The organism is Nonomuraea sp. NPDC050202 (genome assembly GCF_040656115.1).
Taxonomy (GTDB): Bacteria; Actinomycetota; Actinomycetes; order Streptosporangiales; family Streptosporangiaceae; genus Nonomuraea.
Genome location: NZ_JBFALF010000003.1, coordinates 772,503 through 787,960, shown reverse-complemented (window position 1 = coordinate 787,960; position 15,458 = coordinate 772,503). Strand labels below are relative to the sequence as shown.

The 15,458-nt window shown below is 71.6% G+C and carries 16 protein-coding genes; 9 read left to right on the top strand and 7 right to left on the bottom strand.

The genetic code is table 11. The features are described from left to right. Nucleotides 1-2: 2 nt before the first annotated feature. Genes AB0I79_RS13610 through AB0I79_RS13600 form a run of 3 tightly spaced genes read right to left on the bottom strand, consistent with a single transcriptional unit; the run spans nt 3 to nt 1,809 of the window. Nucleotides 3-899: an SDR family NAD(P)-dependent oxidoreductase gene (locus AB0I79_RS13610; RefSeq protein ID WP_357871541.1), complete on the bottom strand. Its 897-nt coding sequence runs from the start codon at nt 897-899 to the stop codon at nt 3-5. Between the two features lie 14 nt (nt 900-913). Beyond that, nucleotides 914-1,228, bottom strand: a complete 315-nt coding sequence (locus AB0I79_RS13605; RefSeq protein ID WP_357871538.1) for a hypothetical protein — start codon at nt 1,226-1,228, stop codon at nt 914-916. Between the two features lie 14 nt (nt 1,229-1,242). Further along, entirely contained in the window at nt 1,243-1,809 is a 567-nt protein-coding gene (locus AB0I79_RS13600; protein WP_357871535.1) for a helix-turn-helix domain-containing protein, read from the bottom strand. Nucleotides 1,810-1,945: 136 nt separating this feature from the next. On the opposite strand from AB0I79_RS13600, the gene AB0I79_RS13595 reads away from it, so the two are divergent. From AB0I79_RS13595 to AB0I79_RS13585, 3 genes are all read left to right on the top strand, one after another. After that, nucleotides 1,946-2,569, top strand: a complete 624-nt coding sequence (locus AB0I79_RS13595) for a hypothetical protein (RefSeq protein WP_357871532.1) — start codon at nt 1,946-1,948, stop codon at nt 2,567-2,569. A gap of 191 nt (nt 2,570-2,760) precedes the next feature. Continuing rightward, nucleotides 2,761-4,257 (top strand): MFS transporter, encoded by a 1,497-nt coding sequence (locus tag AB0I79_RS13590; RefSeq protein ID WP_357871530.1) that lies wholly within the window; start codon nt 2,761-2,763, stop codon nt 4,255-4,257. 101 nt (nt 4,258-4,358) lie between these two features. Next, a complete protein-coding gene (locus AB0I79_RS13585) occupies nt 4,359-4,667 on the top strand; it encodes a hypothetical protein (RefSeq protein ID WP_357871528.1) in 309 nt (102 codons plus the stop codon). Between the two features lie 150 nt (nt 4,668-4,817). Here AB0I79_RS13585 and AB0I79_RS13580 read toward each other — a convergent pair whose 3' ends face one another. From AB0I79_RS13580 to AB0I79_RS13565, 4 genes are all read right to left on the bottom strand, one after another. Continuing rightward, complete coding sequence (locus AB0I79_RS13580; RefSeq protein ID WP_357871526.1) at nt 4,818-6,074, bottom strand: RNA polymerase sigma factor; 1,257 nt, start codon at nt 6,072-6,074, stop codon at nt 4,818-4,820. A gap of 18 nt (nt 6,075-6,092) precedes the next feature. Beyond that, nucleotides 6,093-6,467, bottom strand: coding sequence for a YciI family protein (locus AB0I79_RS13575; protein ID WP_357871523.1), 375 nt, complete (start codon nt 6,465-6,467; stop codon nt 6,093-6,095). Nucleotides 6,468-6,533: 66 nt separating this feature from the next. Beyond that, nucleotides 6,534-7,205 carry a DUF998 domain-containing protein gene (locus AB0I79_RS13570; protein ID WP_357871521.1) on the bottom strand — a complete coding sequence of 224 codons (672 nt, stop codon included), beginning with the start codon at nt 7,203-7,205 and terminating at the stop codon, nt 6,534-6,536. Between the two features lie 250 nt (nt 7,206-7,455). Continuing rightward, a complete protein-coding gene (locus tag AB0I79_RS13565) occupies nt 7,456-8,754 on the bottom strand; it encodes a hypothetical protein (RefSeq protein ID WP_357871518.1) in 1,299 nt (432 codons plus the stop codon). A gap of 250 nt (nt 8,755-9,004) precedes the next feature. On the opposite strand from AB0I79_RS13565, the gene AB0I79_RS13560 reads away from it, so the two are divergent. The 6 genes from AB0I79_RS13560 (at nt 9,005) to AB0I79_RS13535 (ending at nt 15,444) form a co-directional block, all read left to right on the top strand. Next, complete coding sequence (locus AB0I79_RS13560) at nt 9,005-10,318, top strand: pectinesterase family protein (protein ID WP_357871516.1); 1,314 nt, start codon at nt 9,005-9,007, stop codon at nt 10,316-10,318. Next, nucleotides 10,315-11,604 carry a hypothetical protein gene (locus AB0I79_RS13555; RefSeq protein ID WP_357871513.1) on the top strand — a complete coding sequence of 430 codons (1,290 nt, stop codon included), beginning with the start codon at nt 10,315-10,317 and terminating at the stop codon, nt 11,602-11,604. The genes AB0I79_RS13560 and AB0I79_RS13555 overlap by 4 nt, the downstream gene beginning before the upstream one ends. 81 nt (nt 11,605-11,685) lie before the next feature. Then, complete coding sequence (locus tag AB0I79_RS13550) at nt 11,686-12,561, top strand: nucleoside hydrolase (protein ID WP_357871510.1); 876 nt, start codon at nt 11,686-11,688, stop codon at nt 12,559-12,561. Nucleotides 12,562-12,579: 18 nt separating this feature from the next. Continuing rightward, entirely contained in the window at nt 12,580-13,560 is a 981-nt protein-coding gene (locus AB0I79_RS13545) for a TIM barrel protein (protein ID WP_357871508.1), read from the top strand. After that, entirely contained in the window at nt 13,550-14,485 is a 936-nt protein-coding gene (locus AB0I79_RS13540; RefSeq protein WP_357871505.1) for a transketolase, read from the top strand. Before AB0I79_RS13545 ends, AB0I79_RS13540 begins: the two co-directional genes overlap by 11 nt. Next, entirely contained in the window at nt 14,482-15,444 is a 963-nt protein-coding gene (locus tag AB0I79_RS13535; RefSeq protein ID WP_357871503.1) for a transketolase C-terminal domain-containing protein, read from the top strand. Before AB0I79_RS13540 ends, AB0I79_RS13535 begins: the two co-directional genes overlap by 4 nt. Nucleotides 15,445-15,458 lie beyond the last annotated feature (14 nt).

Here is a 15,458-nt window from a genome sequence, read left to right as displayed (position 1 = left end):
CGCTACGCCGGCAGGCCGATCAAGGCGGCGCTGTCCTGCCAGAGCGCCTCGCCTGCCGCGCGGTCGCATGCCGTCTTCGACGGTTCCGGCCAGGTCAGCCGGCCCCGTACGAGCGAGGCGTACCGCTGGCCGGCGGGCGGGGTGATCGAGCCGAGGCAGAGGTCGGCCAGCGTGTGGCCGGCGGCCCGCCGGCTGTTCATGCGCGGGACCAGGGCTCCCAGCCGAGTGCCGAGCAGGGACCAGAGGAGCCGGATGGGCAGGCTGAAGTTGCGGGACAGGCCGGTGCCGGGCGTCGGCCCGGGGTCGTAGGCGAGCACGGTGAGCTGCTTGGCCAGGGCCTCGGGGCGCGTGGCGAGCGTCCGCGCGGTCATCAGGCCGCACAGTTTGGACGCCGTGTACGCGTGACCGCCGGCCGCCCGGGGATCGGTGTCCCGGTCGGGGTCCAGTTCCGGGTTGGCGAGCAGTGTCGCGGTGGCGTGCCTCGGGGGCGGCAGTGTCCCGCCGAGCTCGGGGTCGTGGACGGAGCTGCTGGTGATCACCACTCGGCCGCCGCGGGCGAGCTTGGGCAGGAGCCGGCGCAGCAGGAGATAGTGGGCGAGGTGATTGACGGCGAACGTGGTCTCGTACCCGTCGGCGGTGCGCTGGTCGATGCCGTGGAAGGACACGCCGGCGTTCAGCACGAGCACGTCGATGGGGGTGGATCCGAGGTGGTCGCCCACCGCCGCGGCGAACCTGCGTACGGAATCGAGCCGGGCCAGGTCCAGGGCCGGTAACCCGTCCACGGTGTGCGGGCCGGGGCTGCGCGCGCCGACCAGCAGCCGCGCGCCGGCGGCGGTCATGCGGGCGGCGGCGAGCTCGCCCAGCCCGGAGGTGGCTCCGGTCATCACGATCGTGGTCATGGGTGGCACCAGCCTCACGCCGTACGGCCGCGGGCGGCACGCGGCTGCCTGCCGGGTCCGGCTGCGCCGATGTGGGCGTGGAAGACGCCCATGGCCAGCACGCCCACCGCACCCGCGGCGAGCGCGGCGACCGGGTGGGCGACGACGTCGGCCATGATCGTCAGGACGGCGGCCAGCACGTACATGAACCATCCGGCGACCAGGTTGACCAGCGGGCTGGGGCCGAGGAGCGTGGGGAACTCCTCCTTCGTGATGCCCTTCACGAAGTGCGGGGTGGCGTTGGCGGCGAGCAGGCCGGCGACGAAGCTGAGCAGGATCGTCTGCGTCATGGGGGCTCCTGTGATCAGGTGAGGCTTCCGACGGTGATGTCGACGAGTTGCCGCAGCCGCGTGCGCAGCACGTGTGCCTCCTCCTCCTGCTGGGAGATGCCGGTCAGGGCCGCCAGCAACAGTTCGGCGGCGTCATCCGCCGACAGGACGGTGCCGAGCCGCGGCAGGTCGTCCTCGGCGGCGAGCAGAACGGACTTGATGACGGCGACGTGACGTTCCTTGAACGAGCGCGTCAGGTCGGGGGCGAGCACACTCACCTCCGCGAGCATCTCGCCCCGGAACCCCGCCTCGACGCTGCCCGTGACGAACTCCAGCTTGAGGTTCAGGGCGCGGAACACCCGGTCGGCGACGTCGCCGTCCTCCTGGCCGATCTCCGCCGCCTGGGCGATGAGCCGGTCGATGGCCCGCTCGGCCACAGCTCGGAAGATCTCTTCCTTGCCCGCGTAGTGCTTGTAGAGGGCGGGACGGGACACCCCGGCGGCCTGCGCGATCAGTTCCATCGAGGTACGGCGGAAGCCGTAGCGGCCGAAGACCTGGAGCGCGGCATCAAGGATCTGCTGCTTCTCTGCACTCTGTGACATCGTGACAATCTTATTCAAGATTGTCACAGCGTCAAGGCCCGGCCACCGCCGTGACGGAAGGACCGACAGCACAAGATTCCGGACCGTTCACCGGCGAGACGACGATGAGCCGTGCGCGCCGGACCACAGTGTGGCCATGACCGACTCTGCTGCCCCCGCTCCCGGCGCGGCCGATGACCCTGCCGGTATCCGGAACACCGCCCCCAGACCCGCGTGGCTGCGCGCGCTGACCGCCGTGGGCCACCGCTGGCCCAGCCTGCTGGCGCTCGCCTGGGCCGTCTACAGCCTGTCCGACATCGGCGACGGCCTGGAGTACATGATCCTGTTCGTCCTGCCCGCCGCGGGCTACCTGTTCCTCGCGGTGGCCGACCGGCCCCGCATCACGTGGGCGGTGGTGCTCGCCCTGCTGGCGGCGGTCGTGGTCCTGCGCGCGCTCGACATCGACCCGTGGCCGCCACTGGCGTCCGTCGTGATCGCCCTCGCCGCGCTGGGCCTGGTCAACGGCCGGCTGCGCGGGCCACGCGTCTTCGCCCTGCAGGCACCGGGCGCGCTGGCCTTCATGGCCGCCGGCCTGCTGGTGCTGTCGGTTCCGCCTGCGGCCGGAGGGTATCTGGTGGCGGCGGGGCTGGTGGGTCACGCCATGTGGGACGGCTTCCACTGGCGGGCCAACAAGATCGTCGCCCGGACGTTCGCCGAGTGGTGCGGCATGGTGGATCTGGTGCTCGGTCTGGGCCTGCTGGTCGTGCTCATCGCCCGCTGACACCCTTGGGCGCGCTCCCGCCGTTCCAGTCGTTCCCGCCGTTCCAGTCGTTCCCGCCGTTCCAGTCGTTCCCGCCGTTCCAGTCGTTCCCGCCGCCCGCAGGACGCCGGCCCTCTCCGTACCGGTGTCGAAAAGCTCCCGCCTGCTCCGACCACCTCCCGAAACGTCGAAACAACAGGGAGTTCTCGAGTATGCGTACCAATCGAGCGTGGTGGGGGCTGGTCGTTCTCCTGCTGCCGACCTTGCTCGTCGCGATGGACATGACGGCGTTGTTCCTGGCGCTCCCCCAACTGAGCGCCGAACTGGGCGCCACCAGCGTCGAACAGCTGTGGATCAGCGACAGCTACGGGTTCATGGTGGCCGGCCTGGTCATCACGATGGGCACGCTCGGCGACCGGATCGGCCGCCGGCGGTTGCTGATGATCGGGGCGGCGGCGTTCGCCGTGCTGTCGGTCGTGGCCGCCTTCTCGGCGGGCCCGATGATGCTGATCGTCTCGCGGGCCCTGCTGGGCGTGGCCGGCGCGACCCTGATGCCGTCCACCCTCGCCCTGATCACCAACATGTTCCCGGACGAGCGGCAGCGCGGGCGGGCCATCGCCATCTGGGCGACCTGCCAGTTCACCGGCGGCGCGCTCGGTCCCGTGCTCGCCGGATTCCTGCTCCAGTACTTCTGGTGGGGATCGGTGTTCCTGGTGGCCGTGCCGGCGATGGCGGTGCTGCTGCTCGCCGGGCCGGTCGTGCTTCCCGAGTACCGCAGCGACCAGGCCGGCCGGCTGGACCCGGCCGGCGTCGGGCTGTCGCTCGTGGCCGTGCTCCTGATGGTCTACGGCATCAAGCAGCTGGCAGTCGAGAGCGTCGCGGCGGTGCCGGCGGTGGCGCTCGTCGCCGGGGCGGTCATGGGGTTCCTGTTCGTACGCCGGCAACTGCGCCTGGAGTCGCCGCTGCTGGACCTGCGGCTGTTCCGGAACCGCCCGTTCACGGCCGTGATCGTCGCGCTGGTCTTCGCGGGCATCGCGATGGCCGGTACGGGCCTGCTGGTGACGCAGTACCTGCAGAGCGTCCTGGGCTTCTCGCCCGCCGCGTCGGCGGTGCTGTTCGCGCCCATGGGCCTGGGCACGGCGGCCGGCACTCTCGCGGCGCCCGCGCTGGCCCGGCGGATGAAGCAGACGACCGCGATCGCCGGCGGGCTTGCGGTGTCGGCGCTGGGCAGCCTGCTGCTGGTCGGCGTCGGCGTCGAGGCGAGCGCCCTGCCGCTGGTGATGATCGGCATCACCGTGCTGGCGCTGGGCACCGGCCCGCTGTTCGCGCTGGGCACCGGGCTGGTCGTCGGGTCGGTACCGCCGCAGCGCGCCGGATCGGCGGCGTCGCTGTCGGAGACCGGCAACTACTTCGGCGGCTCACTCGGCTTCGCGCTGCTCGGGCTGACGGCCGCGGTGGTCTACCGCGCCCGGATGGACGGCACGTCCGACTCGCTGGCCGGTGCGATCGCCACAACCGCGCACCTGCCCACCGGCGAGGGCGCGGAGCTGCTGCACGCCGCTCGGGAGGCGTTCACCGCCGGCCTACATGTCAACGGCGTCGTCGCGGCGGTCATCTTCGCCGGGCTGGCGGTGCTGATCTGGACCATGCGCCCGGCAACCCGGCCGGCACCTGAGCCTGCTCCTCATCACGAAATTCCATCACACTAGGTGAGCGCATCGATACGCTAAGCGCCATGCCGTCCCCAGCATGACCCTCGCCCTCGACTGGTACGTCGGGGTCCGAAATCCGGAAGCTCCTGGAGGAGATCATGGCGTCCACCGCCTGGCCGGTCTACAGTCCTTTCGCCCGCGAACACTTCGGCCGTGGCCGGGAAGAAGGCAAGGCCGAGGGCAAGGCCGAGGGCAAGGCCGAGGGCAAGGCGGAAGAGGCCGCCAAGTCGGTGCTGCTGGTGTTGGACGCCCGCGGCTTCGACATCTCCGACGACACCCGCGCCATGATCACAACCTGCACGGACCTCGCACAACTCCACGCATGGCTCACCCGCGCGGCGACTGCCTCCACGCCTCAGGACTTGTTCAGCGAGCCCGACGAACAGCATCACCAGGGCGAAGAGTAGGAGCTCACCGCACTCCGCTCCGCCGAGACCGTTCGGGGACAGGTAGCCGGGCCCGAAGCTGGTCACCGGTGAGGCCGTCCCCGGTCCTGGATCCGCTGCCTTCAGCCGGGCGAAGGAGTGCGCCGGTCAGCCGCTGTACGCGAGGGCCGGTCAGTCGAGCCCGGCGGCGCGCTCCAGGAACAGCTCCCGCTCGCGGGCGTTGCGGGTCAGCCCCGCCGCGCGACGGAACTCCGCGGCGGCCTCATCCGCCCGGCCGAGCCTGGCCAGCAGGTCGCCGCGGACGGCCGGCAGGTGCGCGTAGTCGCGTAGCGCGCGCTCCTCCAGGAGGGCGTCGGCGATCTCCAGCCCGCGCTCAGGACCGTGGGCCATGCCGACCGCGACCGCCCGGTTCAGCTCGACGACGGGCGAGGGCGTGAGGTGGGCCAGCAGCCGGTACAGGGCGGCGATCCTGGCCCAGTCGGTGGCCTGCGGGGTGAGGGCGCGGGCGTGGCAGGCGGCGATGGCGGCCTGCAGGCCGTACGGGCCGAGCGTGCCCAGTTGCTCGGCGCGCCGCAGGCCGTCCAGGCCGCGGCGCACGAGCAGCCGGTCCCAGCGGCTGCGGTCCTGGTCCAGGAGGAGGATCGGGGAGCCGTCGGGGGCGGTCCTGGCCGGGATGCGCGACGCCTGGATCTCCATGAGCGCCAGCAGGCCGTGCACCTCGGGTTCGGCCGGCATGAGCCCGGCCAGCACCCGGCCGAGCCGCATCGCCTCCTGGCAGAGCGACGGGCGGATCCAGTCCTCGCCCGCGCTGGCCGCGTACCCCTCGTTGAAGATCAGATAGATGACCTCCAGGACGGAGGCCAGCCGGGCGGGCAGCTCGGCGGGCGGCGGCAGCTCGATGGCGATCTTCTTGTCGGCGAGCGTGCGCTTGGCGCGGGAGATGCGCTGGCCGGCGGTGGGCTCGGGGGCGAGGAACGCCCGCGCGATCTCGGCGGTGGACAGGCCGCCGAGCAGCCGGAGGGTGAGCGCGAGCCGCCCCTCGACCGGGAGTTCCGGGTGGCAGGCGGTGAAGATCAGGCGCAGCAGGTCGTCGCCGATGTGGTCGTCGAGGGCGTCGTCGAGGTCGGCTTCTGCCCATTCCTGGCGGAGCTCCATGTCGCGGCCGATCTGTTGCAGCTTGCGCTGGTAGGTGTCGCGGCGGCGGAACTGGTCGATGGCGCGATGCTTGGCGGTCAGCGTCAGCCAGGCGCCGGGATTGTCCGGTACGCCGTTACGCGGCCATTCTTCGAGCGCCGCCACCAGGGCGTCCTGGGCCAGCTCCTCCGCCAGCCCGATGTCGTTGACCATGCGGGCCAGGGTGGCGATGACCCGGGCGGATTCGATGCGCCAGACCGCCTCGACCGCCCGGTGGGAATCGGCTACCGTCATGCGTCCTGAATATCGTGATCAGGCGGGTGGTGCGAAGTCCGCGGGGCCGAACAGGCGGAGCACGTCCGCCTCCCCCTCCCAGCCGGGCCACAGGTCGCGGTGCAGCTTGACGAAGCGGGAGGCCCATTCCACGGCCTCCTCCTTGCTCCTGACCTCGTACACGGCGTAGCTGATCATCTCCTTGGCCTCGGCGAACGGGCCGTCGCTGACGATCAGCCGGCCGCCGGAAACCTCGACGCGAGCGCCCTCGGAGCTGGGGGCCAGGCCGCTGGTGTCGAGCAGGGCGCCGGACTCGGTGGCCTCCTGGCCGAGCTTCATGATGGCCTCCATGAGGTCGGCCGGGGGCGGGCCGTCGGGCTGGGCGGTGACTTTGAGGGTGACGAGGTAACGCATGGTTCGACGCCTTTCAGTGCGGGATGAGCTTTCGTGAGAGATGGGCTTTCAGCGCGACACGGGCTTTCAGGCAGTGCGGGACAGGTCCAGCGACAGTAGCGACACCCAGCTCCAGAGGGCCAGGATGCCGGCGACGAACGCGAGGTTGGACCAGGCGATCCCGCCGCCGCCGGCGATGCCGGCGAACGAGCCGAGGAAGAGCGTGCCGGTGATGCGGGAGTACCAGGCCCAGCCCTTGCGTCCGTCGCGGGCGTAGCGGGAGGCGACGACGTAGCAGGCCGCGACCGCGCACAGGAAGCCCACGCCGCCGACGGCCATGTGCAGGATGCCGGAGAGGGTGACGGCGCCGGGGCCTTCCGGGGTCCCGGCGGGGAATCCCATGGCGGGGTCGGCGGGGAAGAGGGCGGCGCCGATCATGCCGGCGCCGAACGCTCCGAGGAGGACGGGGGCCCACCGGGCGCCGCGTCCCGGTGCGAGGGCACGGCGCAGGCCGAAGGCGGCGGCGATGGTGGCCAGGGCGGTGAGGACGAAGTTGAGGGTCTGGATCCAGCCGAGGTCGCCGTTGGCCAGGAAGCTCCAGGGGTGGCGGGCCAGGTCGAAGCCCTCCCTGGTGAAGGCCTGGGCCAGGGCGACGGTCACGTACATCGGGCCTGCCAGGACGCCGCAGCCGAGCAGCAGGCGGGGGCGGGAGATCGGGCGGGAGATCGGGTGGGAGGAGGTCTGGGCGAGCTGAGCCATGGTCGTCCGCCTTGCGTCGCGGGGGCCGGCCGGTCCGGCCCTCTGGCTAGGCAGCGAACGAGCCGGGCCGGTTTCGACACGGCCCGCGGATTTCTTCTCGATTTTTTTCCCGAAGCCGCGGGAGCACAGCTCGGCGTCCGCATGCGGAGGCGCGATGGTCGCCGCGTGGCGAGCCGCACACCGAGCGGCGGACTCGACGACAAGCGCCCGCCGCGCCTTGATCGCCATGCTCGATCGGCTGTGATCGCGTCTACAGGACGTAGCCAAGGGACCGCGCCGCTCTGCGGAAGGCGGCCTCGTCCTCAAGGGACACGCACAGGTGACGGTCGCCGAGGAGGCGGCACAGCTTGCCGGCCTTGCGGTCGCCCGCGATGAGGGCCGCCGTCGCGGCGTCGTCGGCCTCGATGAGCCGCACCAGTCCCCTGTCCCGCACCTGGCGGGCCTTGCGCTCCACGTCCGTGAGCAGCGTGGCCACGGTGCCGGGCAGCGGCTGCCCGCTCCGCTCGTCCAGGAACGCCCGCAGCCGCCCCAGGTCGCCGCCCTTGCCGAGCGCCTCCCGGAGTGATCGTGCCGACAGGGTCCAGACGCGGTCGGAGGTCTGTACGGCGTAGGCGTCGAGGGTCAGCCGATCCACCGGCGGCAGGGTGCCGGTGACGACGACGTCGAAGTTCGGCAGCACCTTGAGCCCCAGGTCGGTCGTGCTCTCGGGCGGCTCGTAGGTGTCGCTGCGCCCGAGCGCGAAGGCGCCCAGATCGTTGATCCGGATGGCCCGCAGCCCGTCGTAGCGGCTGAGCCGCTCCAGCCCGTCCGATCCCCAGTTGTCGTGGTAGTCCTCGCGCGCCCCTTCGGGCTCGACGTAGGCCACGTCGATCAGGCCGAGCGTCGCGGCGTACTCGAACACCACGGCGAGCGTGTAGCGGCCCTCGAGGATCGGCCAGTCTCCGAAGCCGTCGTATCCCAGGCTGCCGTACTGCGGGTCCAGGAGGTACAGCTTCCACATCGCCCGTGCGCTGCGCGCGATCACGGGAGAGAGGCCCTGCCTGCGCATCAGGGCGAACAGGTCGTCGATCGCCACCCACTCGCCCTGCTCGCACAGCGCGAGCGCGGCGGCGACGTTCTGCCGTCGCGGTTTCACCGCCGTCAGCACGTTCTTGCCGCGCTGGCCCTTGATCTCCTCGATCCGGCTGAACTCGTCGATCAGCGTGTTGTCCGTCCAGCGCCGCCACAGATCTCTGATGGTCTCCGCAGCGGGCCTGGTGAGCGCCGCGCGCCCGCGAGCGGTCAGCCGCAGCTTGCCCTCCGTCAGCGCGGCCAGCCCGCCGGCCTGCAGTAAGAGCGGCCAGGCGAACGCCGCGATCGGTTCGCCCGCGTAGAAGTCGCCCGCGGCCAGGACCGAGGTCACGGCCGTCACCGTCGCCGCGCTCGGACGGCGGGTCTTCTCGCTGCACCGCAGCTTCCCCGCCGCGCAGAGCTGGAGCACGGCCTGGAGGTTGGCGGGAGCCTCCGCCGCGGTCACCCGTACTGCCGCCTCGCCGTCGTCGTACGTCACACGGCGACACTACAGACGCCGGACGGGATCGACTTGCCGGTTCATGCGCGAGGACAGGGCTCACAACTCTTGACCGGACCTGTTAAGCGGTCTACATATATATTCACTCCTCATTATCCATTCGTGCACAGAGAGGCCGAATGTGAAGGCATCGATCCCCGTTCTCGTCACAGCGCTCGTCTTAGTCACGACCCCGGCCGCCGCGGAGACCGCCCCCCGGTTCTCGGCGCCGGGACGCGGCGGGACCTGCGTGGACGCCCCCCTGACGATCACTTTCCCGCAGCCCGTCACCCTGGGCTCCTCGGGAGCGATCGAGATCCGGCGCGCGGACGGCACGCTCGCCGACCGCATCGAGGCGGCCACCGCCAAGACGGACAAGAAGAACATCGGCCAGGCGATCTCGGACACGGGGCTGCCGCACGACTTCTCGTACGAATCGATCATGGTGGAGGGCGACACCGCCACCATCCATCCGCACCGTCAGCTCGAGTACGGCCAGAGGTACACCGTCACCGTCGACGCCGGCGTCTTCCCCGGGCACGACGCGGCGAGCTGGCAGTTCACGACCAGGAAGCACCAGCCGCGCAACCCGCGCCACCTGACCGTCTCCGCCTCCGGGGCCGGCGACTTCTGCACCGTCCAGGGCGCCATCGACGCCGTGCCCACCGGCAACACGCGGCCGGTCACCATCGACGTCAAGCGCGGCGTCTACACCGAGATGGTCTACGTCCGCGAGGACCGGCCGCACCTGACCGTCAAGGGCGCGGGCGCGGGCCGCACCGTGATCCGGTACCCCAACAACGACCTGCGCAACGGCGACAAGGCGCTGGTCAACGGCGGCCCGGCCGACGTCTGCCCGCGCCGCGTGCTGGAGACCTCCGACCTGCACAACTGCTGGCGGCAGACGTTCGGCGTGGACGCGGCCGACTTCCGGCTCGCCGACCTCACCGTGCACAACACGACCCCGGACGGCGGCTCGCAGGCCGAGGCGTTCCGCGGCAACAACGACCGCATCGTGCTGGAGCGCGTGAACCTGTTCAGCAACCAGGACACGCTGCGGCTGCAGGGCAAGGGCTTCGTCACCGACAGCCACATCCGCGGCGACACCGACTTCGTCTGGGGCACGGGGACGGTGTTCATCCAGGACTCGGTGCTGGAGTCCACCGACCGCGGTTACATCTCGCAGAGCCGCAGCGACCACACGCGGCCGGGCTACGTGTTCGTGCGCACCAAGCTGACCAGGGCGCCAGGGGTGCCGGACGCGTCCGTGGTGCTGGGGCGCACCGCGGTGTGGCGGTTCACGCACAGCCAGGCGGTGTTCATCGACACGACCATGGACGCCCACGTGGCGCCGGTGGGCTGGCAGATCGATCCGAACGACTGCGAGCAGGCCCGGTCGGCCTCGTTCTGGGAGTACGGCAGCACCGATCTGGACGGCCGCCCGATCGACACCTCGCAGCGGCTGGCCTGCTCCCGCCAGCTCACGCCCGAGGAGGCGCAGCAGTGGAGCGACCCCTCGTTCGTGCTGGGCGGCTGGAATCCCCTGGATGGAGTGACGCGATGACGGACCTCGACGCGAGCAGGCGCAAGGTGCTCGGCGGCGTGCTGGGCGGGATCGGCGCCGCGCTCGCCGCGGGCCTCCCGGCGGGCGCCGCGCACGCGGCCGTCCCCGGCGGGAGCGGCGCCGCGGGGGCGGTCGCCGGCGGGAGCGGTGTCACCACGCACGGCGGCAAGCGGCCGCCGCGCCCGGTCGCGCCGGTGAACCAGGAGGCGGCGGCCAGGTTCGGGCCCGAGTACAGGACGCTGCCCACGGCCGTGGCGGGCGTCGACGTCGAGCCGCTGATCGGCATCGCGAAGGCCGAGGACATCGCCGCCCGCCGGCAGAAGATGGTCGACTTCATCTGGAAGGGCGCCGGCCTGCCCTCGGCGGTCCCGACCGTCGAGACCGGCGTGAGCGCCCCCGAGTTCGCCTCGCTCACCGGCGTACGCAGGATCGACCGGCTCACGGTCCCCCTGCAGTACAAGATCACCGCCAAGGTGTACGACATCCTGCCCCGCAAGGCGTGGAACCGCCGCCTGGCCCTGTACCACAACGGCCACGGCGAGCCGCTCGACACCATGCTCCGCACCGTCCAGGCCCTGCTCGACCGGGGTTACCGCGTGATGGCGTACGCGATGCCGTTCCACCACTGGAACGGCGGCCAGCAGATCGAGGACCCGCGGAGCCCGGGCACGATGCTGCCGAGCCCTTCCCATCGGGAGCTCGTGCCGTGGGAGAGCGAGACGTTCTCCACGCTGACGTTCTTCCTGGAGCCGCTCGTCGTCACGCTGAACCACGCGCAGGCGGCCTACCGCCCGGCGTCGGTCGAGATGCTGGGCCTGTCCGGCGGCGGCTGGACGACCACGGTGTACGCGGCGCTGGATCCGCGCGTCAACCACAGCTACCCGGCCGCCGGCTCGCTGCCGTTCTTCCTGCGGGCCGCCTCCCCCAAGCCCAGCCCCACCACCGGCGACTGGGAGCAGACCAGGGCGTCGTTCCCCGGTTTCTACTCCTCCATCACGGCCGGCACGGCCGACGACTACCTCGAGATGTACGTCATGGCCTCGGTCGGCGAGAACAGAGGGCAGCTCCAGATTCTCAACCGCTTCGACGACTGCTGCTTCAACGGCGTGAGCCACCGCGTCTACCAGGCCCCGGTGCGCGACCGGGTGGCGCTGCTCGCCGGCGGGCGGCCCGAGCGGGGGCGGTGGGACCTGCTGGAGGACGCCACGCACGACGACCACACCATCTCGCCGCACGCGCTTTCCGTGATCCTCTGGGATCTTGACACGGCAAATGTCACAACATAATATCAGAATATAGATACATTGCTGAATAGATATTCAGGCGGAGGTCGCATGGCGGACAGGACTTTTTCCCATCGGCGCCGGGTGATCATCAACACCGATGCGAAAAACGAGGCGGACGACCAATTCGCCATCGTGCACGCCCTGCTCTCCCCGAGCCTGGACATCCGCGGCCTGGTGGCCGCGCATTTCGGCAACCGGCGCACCCGGTCGAGCCTCGAGGAAAGCCGGGCGGAGATCGAGCTGCTGCTGCGGCTCATGAAGCTCGACGGCCGGGTGCCGGTGGCGGACGGCGCGCCGTACGCGCTGCCCGACGCCGGCACCCCGGTCCCGGCCCCGGGCGTCGAGCTGATCGTCGAGGAGGCCATGCGCGACGTGGCCGAGCCGCTCTACGTGGCCTTCCTCGGCCCGCTGACCGACATGGCCTCGGCCCTGATGCTGGAGCCGCGCATCGCCGAGCGGGACGTGACCGTGATCTGGATCGGCGGCGGCGGGTACGACGGCGTCGGACCGCAGAACGGCAGGCCCGAGTTCAACCTGTCCAACGACATCGTGGCGGCCAACATCGTCTTCTCCTCGGCGCTCAAGGTGTGGCAGATCCCTGCGCCGACGTACCGGATGACGGCCGTCGGCTACGCCGAGCTCGACGCGAAGGTCGCGCCGTGCGGCGAGATCGGCGACTACCTCGTGCGCCAGCTCGTGGAGTGGAACGAGCGGCAGCACGGCGGGTCGATCGAGTTCCGCGTGCTCGGCGACTCCCCCGCGATCGGGCTGATGCTCCACCCCGACTGCGGGACCTGGGTGGAGCGGCCGGCGCCGGCCTTCCGTTACGACGGCACGTACGACCACTCCGCCGCCGAAGACGGCAACCGGCCGATCCGCGTCTACGGCTCGATCGACGCGCGCTTCATCCATGAGGACTTCTTCGCGAAGCTACGCGCCTTCGCGGATCACCGCTGACAGGGAGGGACGAGGACCATGCTGACGTTCGGCGCCGGGATATGGGCGTTCGGGCAGATCGTCGACCGGTACGCGACCGACGGTTACGGCCCGGCCAGGACGATGACGCAGATGCTGGACCTGGCGGCGGCCGTGGACGGGCTGGAGTGCCTGGACATCAACGTGCCGTTCGCCGAGGGCATCTCCAAGGCGTCGGAGCTGGCGCAGGCGCTGGCCGAGCGCGGGCTGCGGGCCAGGGCGATCACGCCGCACCTCTACACCAGGGAGTTCGCCAGAGGGGCGTTCACCAACCCCGAGCCGGAGGTGCGCCGCCGCGCCGCCGAGCGCGTGCACGAGGCCGTCGCCGTGGCCAGGGAGCTGGGCGCCGACTACGTGAAGTTCTGGCCTGGTCAGGACGGGTTCGACCTGCCGGGTCAGGCCGACTACGCGCGGCTGTGGGAGCTGACGGTGAGCGCGATCCGCGACCTCGCCTCGGCACATCCCGACGTGCAGTTCGCGATCGAGTACAAGGCCAAGGAGCCGCGCGTGCGCATCACGCTCGCCGACGCGGCCCGTACGCTGCTGGCCATCGACGAGGCCGGGCAGCCGAACGTCGGCATCGTCATGGACTTCGGCCACTCGCTGCTGGCCGGCGAGACGCCGGCCGAGGCGGTGCAGCTCGTGCACCGGCGCGGCCGGCTCGTCTCGGTCGAGCTGAACGACAACTGGCGCGGCTGGGACGACGACCTGCCGGTGGCGTCGGTGCACCTGTTCGAGACCGTCGAGTACCTGCTGGCCGTGCGCCGGATCGGCTGGGACAAGCCGGTCCTGCTCGACCAGTTCCCGTTCAGGGAGGACCCGGTACGCGCCCTGTCCGAGAGCATCAGGACCATCCGGGCGCTGGAGGAGGTGTGCGACCGGATCGACCTGGAAGCGCTGGAGGACGCGCAGGAGCGGCAGGACGCGCTCGCCGCGCAGGCGATCCTCTGGTCGGCGATCGGGATGGCACGTGCGACCTAGCCAGACGACGATCACGGCCACCCCGCCCGGCCGGGACGTCACCGACCTCCTCCCCGACCGCGAGGCCATCGCCGAGTGGCGGCGGCTGCGCGAGCGGCTGGCGCACGCCGGCAGGGACGACTCGGCCGCCACCCTGGCGGCCCTGGCCGGCGGCATCCGCCGCACCGTGATCAGCACGATCGCGGCGGCGGGCCTCGGCCACGCGGGCGGCGACCTGTCGGTGACCGACATCCTCACCACCCTGTACGGCGCCGTGCTCCGCGTCGACCCGGCCGACCCCCGATGGCCGGAACGCGACCGGCTGGTCATGAGCAAGGGCCACTGCTCGGTCGCCCTCTACACCACGCTCGCCACGTGCGGCTACTTCCCCGCGGAGCGGCTGAGCACGTTCGCGGCCCCGATGTCGCCGCTCAACGGCCACCCGAGCCGCAGGTCGGTGCCCGGCGTCGAGACCAGCACCGGCCCGCTCGGGCACGGCCTGCCGGTGGGCGTCGGCATCGCGGTCGGCCTGCGGATGCGCGGCTCGGCGGCCAGGACCGTGGTGGTGCTGGGCGACGGCGAGCTGCAGGAGGGCAGCAACTGGGAGGCGGCCATGGCCGCCGGGCATCGGGGGCTCACGTCGCTGACGGCCGTGATCGACAGGAACGGCCTGCAGCAGGGCGCCAGCACCAGCGCGACCAACGAGCTGGAGCCGCTGGCCGACAAGTGGCGGGCGTTCGGCTGGGAGGCGGTCGAGGTGGACGGCCACGACCACCTGGCCCTGCTGGACGCCCTGACCGCGCCGCGCGACGCGGGCCGGCCGCGCTGCGTGATCGCCAGGACCGTCAAGGGCCGAGGGGTTTCGTTCATGGAGGATCGGGTGGAGTGGCATCACAAGGTGCCGGACGCCGAGCAGGCCCGCATGGCACTCGAGGAACTGCGTTGATCCTCCGGCGAGCACACGAGGAGACGCACGACTGCAGGGACGCCTTCGCGGACGAGCTGGTCCGGCTGGCGCGCGCCGACAGCCGCGTCGTGGCCGTCTGCAACGACTCGGTGGGCTCCAGCAAGCTGGGCGCGTTCGCCGCCGAGTTCCCCGACCGGCTGGTCAACGTGGGCATCGCCGAGCAGGACATGGTCGGCATCGGCGCCGGGCTGGCCAACGCGGGGCTGGTGCCGTTCGTGTGCGGGGCTGCGACGTTCCTGACGGCCAGGGCGCTGGAGCAGATCAAGGCCGACGTGGCCTACAGCCTGGCGAACGTCAAGCTGTGCGGGATGAGCCCCGGCCTGGCGTACGGGGCGCTGGGGCCGACGCACCACTCGACGGAGGACCTGTCGTGGCTGCGGGCCATCGCCGACCTGCCCGTGATCGTGCCCGCCGACCCCGCGCAGACCCGCGCGGCGATCAGGTGGGCGGCGGAGACGGAGGGGCCGGTGTTCCTGCGGATCGGCAGGTACCCCGTGCCGGACGTGTCGCCGCCGGGCGCCCCCGCCTTCACGTACGGGCGGGCGGTGCGGCTGCGCGAGGGCGTGGACGCGACGATCGTGGCGACGGGCACGATGGTGAGCCGGGCGATGCAGGCAGCGGCGCTGCTGGAGGAGCGCGGGGTGCAGGCCCGGGTGGTGAACGTGTCCACCATCTCGCCCCTCGACCGGGAGGAGATCGTGGCGGCGGCCCGGCAGACGGGAGCGGTCGTCACGGCCGAGGAGGCGGTGCCCACCGGCGGGCTCGGGGCGGCGGTGGCGGAGGTCGTGCTGGAGACGCGGCCGGTGCCGATGCGGCTGCTCGGCACCCGCGCGTTCGCGCCGACCGGCGAGACGGGTTTCCTGCTGGAGTACTTCGGGCTCACCGCCGACGGGATCGCCCGGTCGGCGTTGGAGGTGCTGGGGCTTGACCACGCATGAGAACCCGCTCGGCC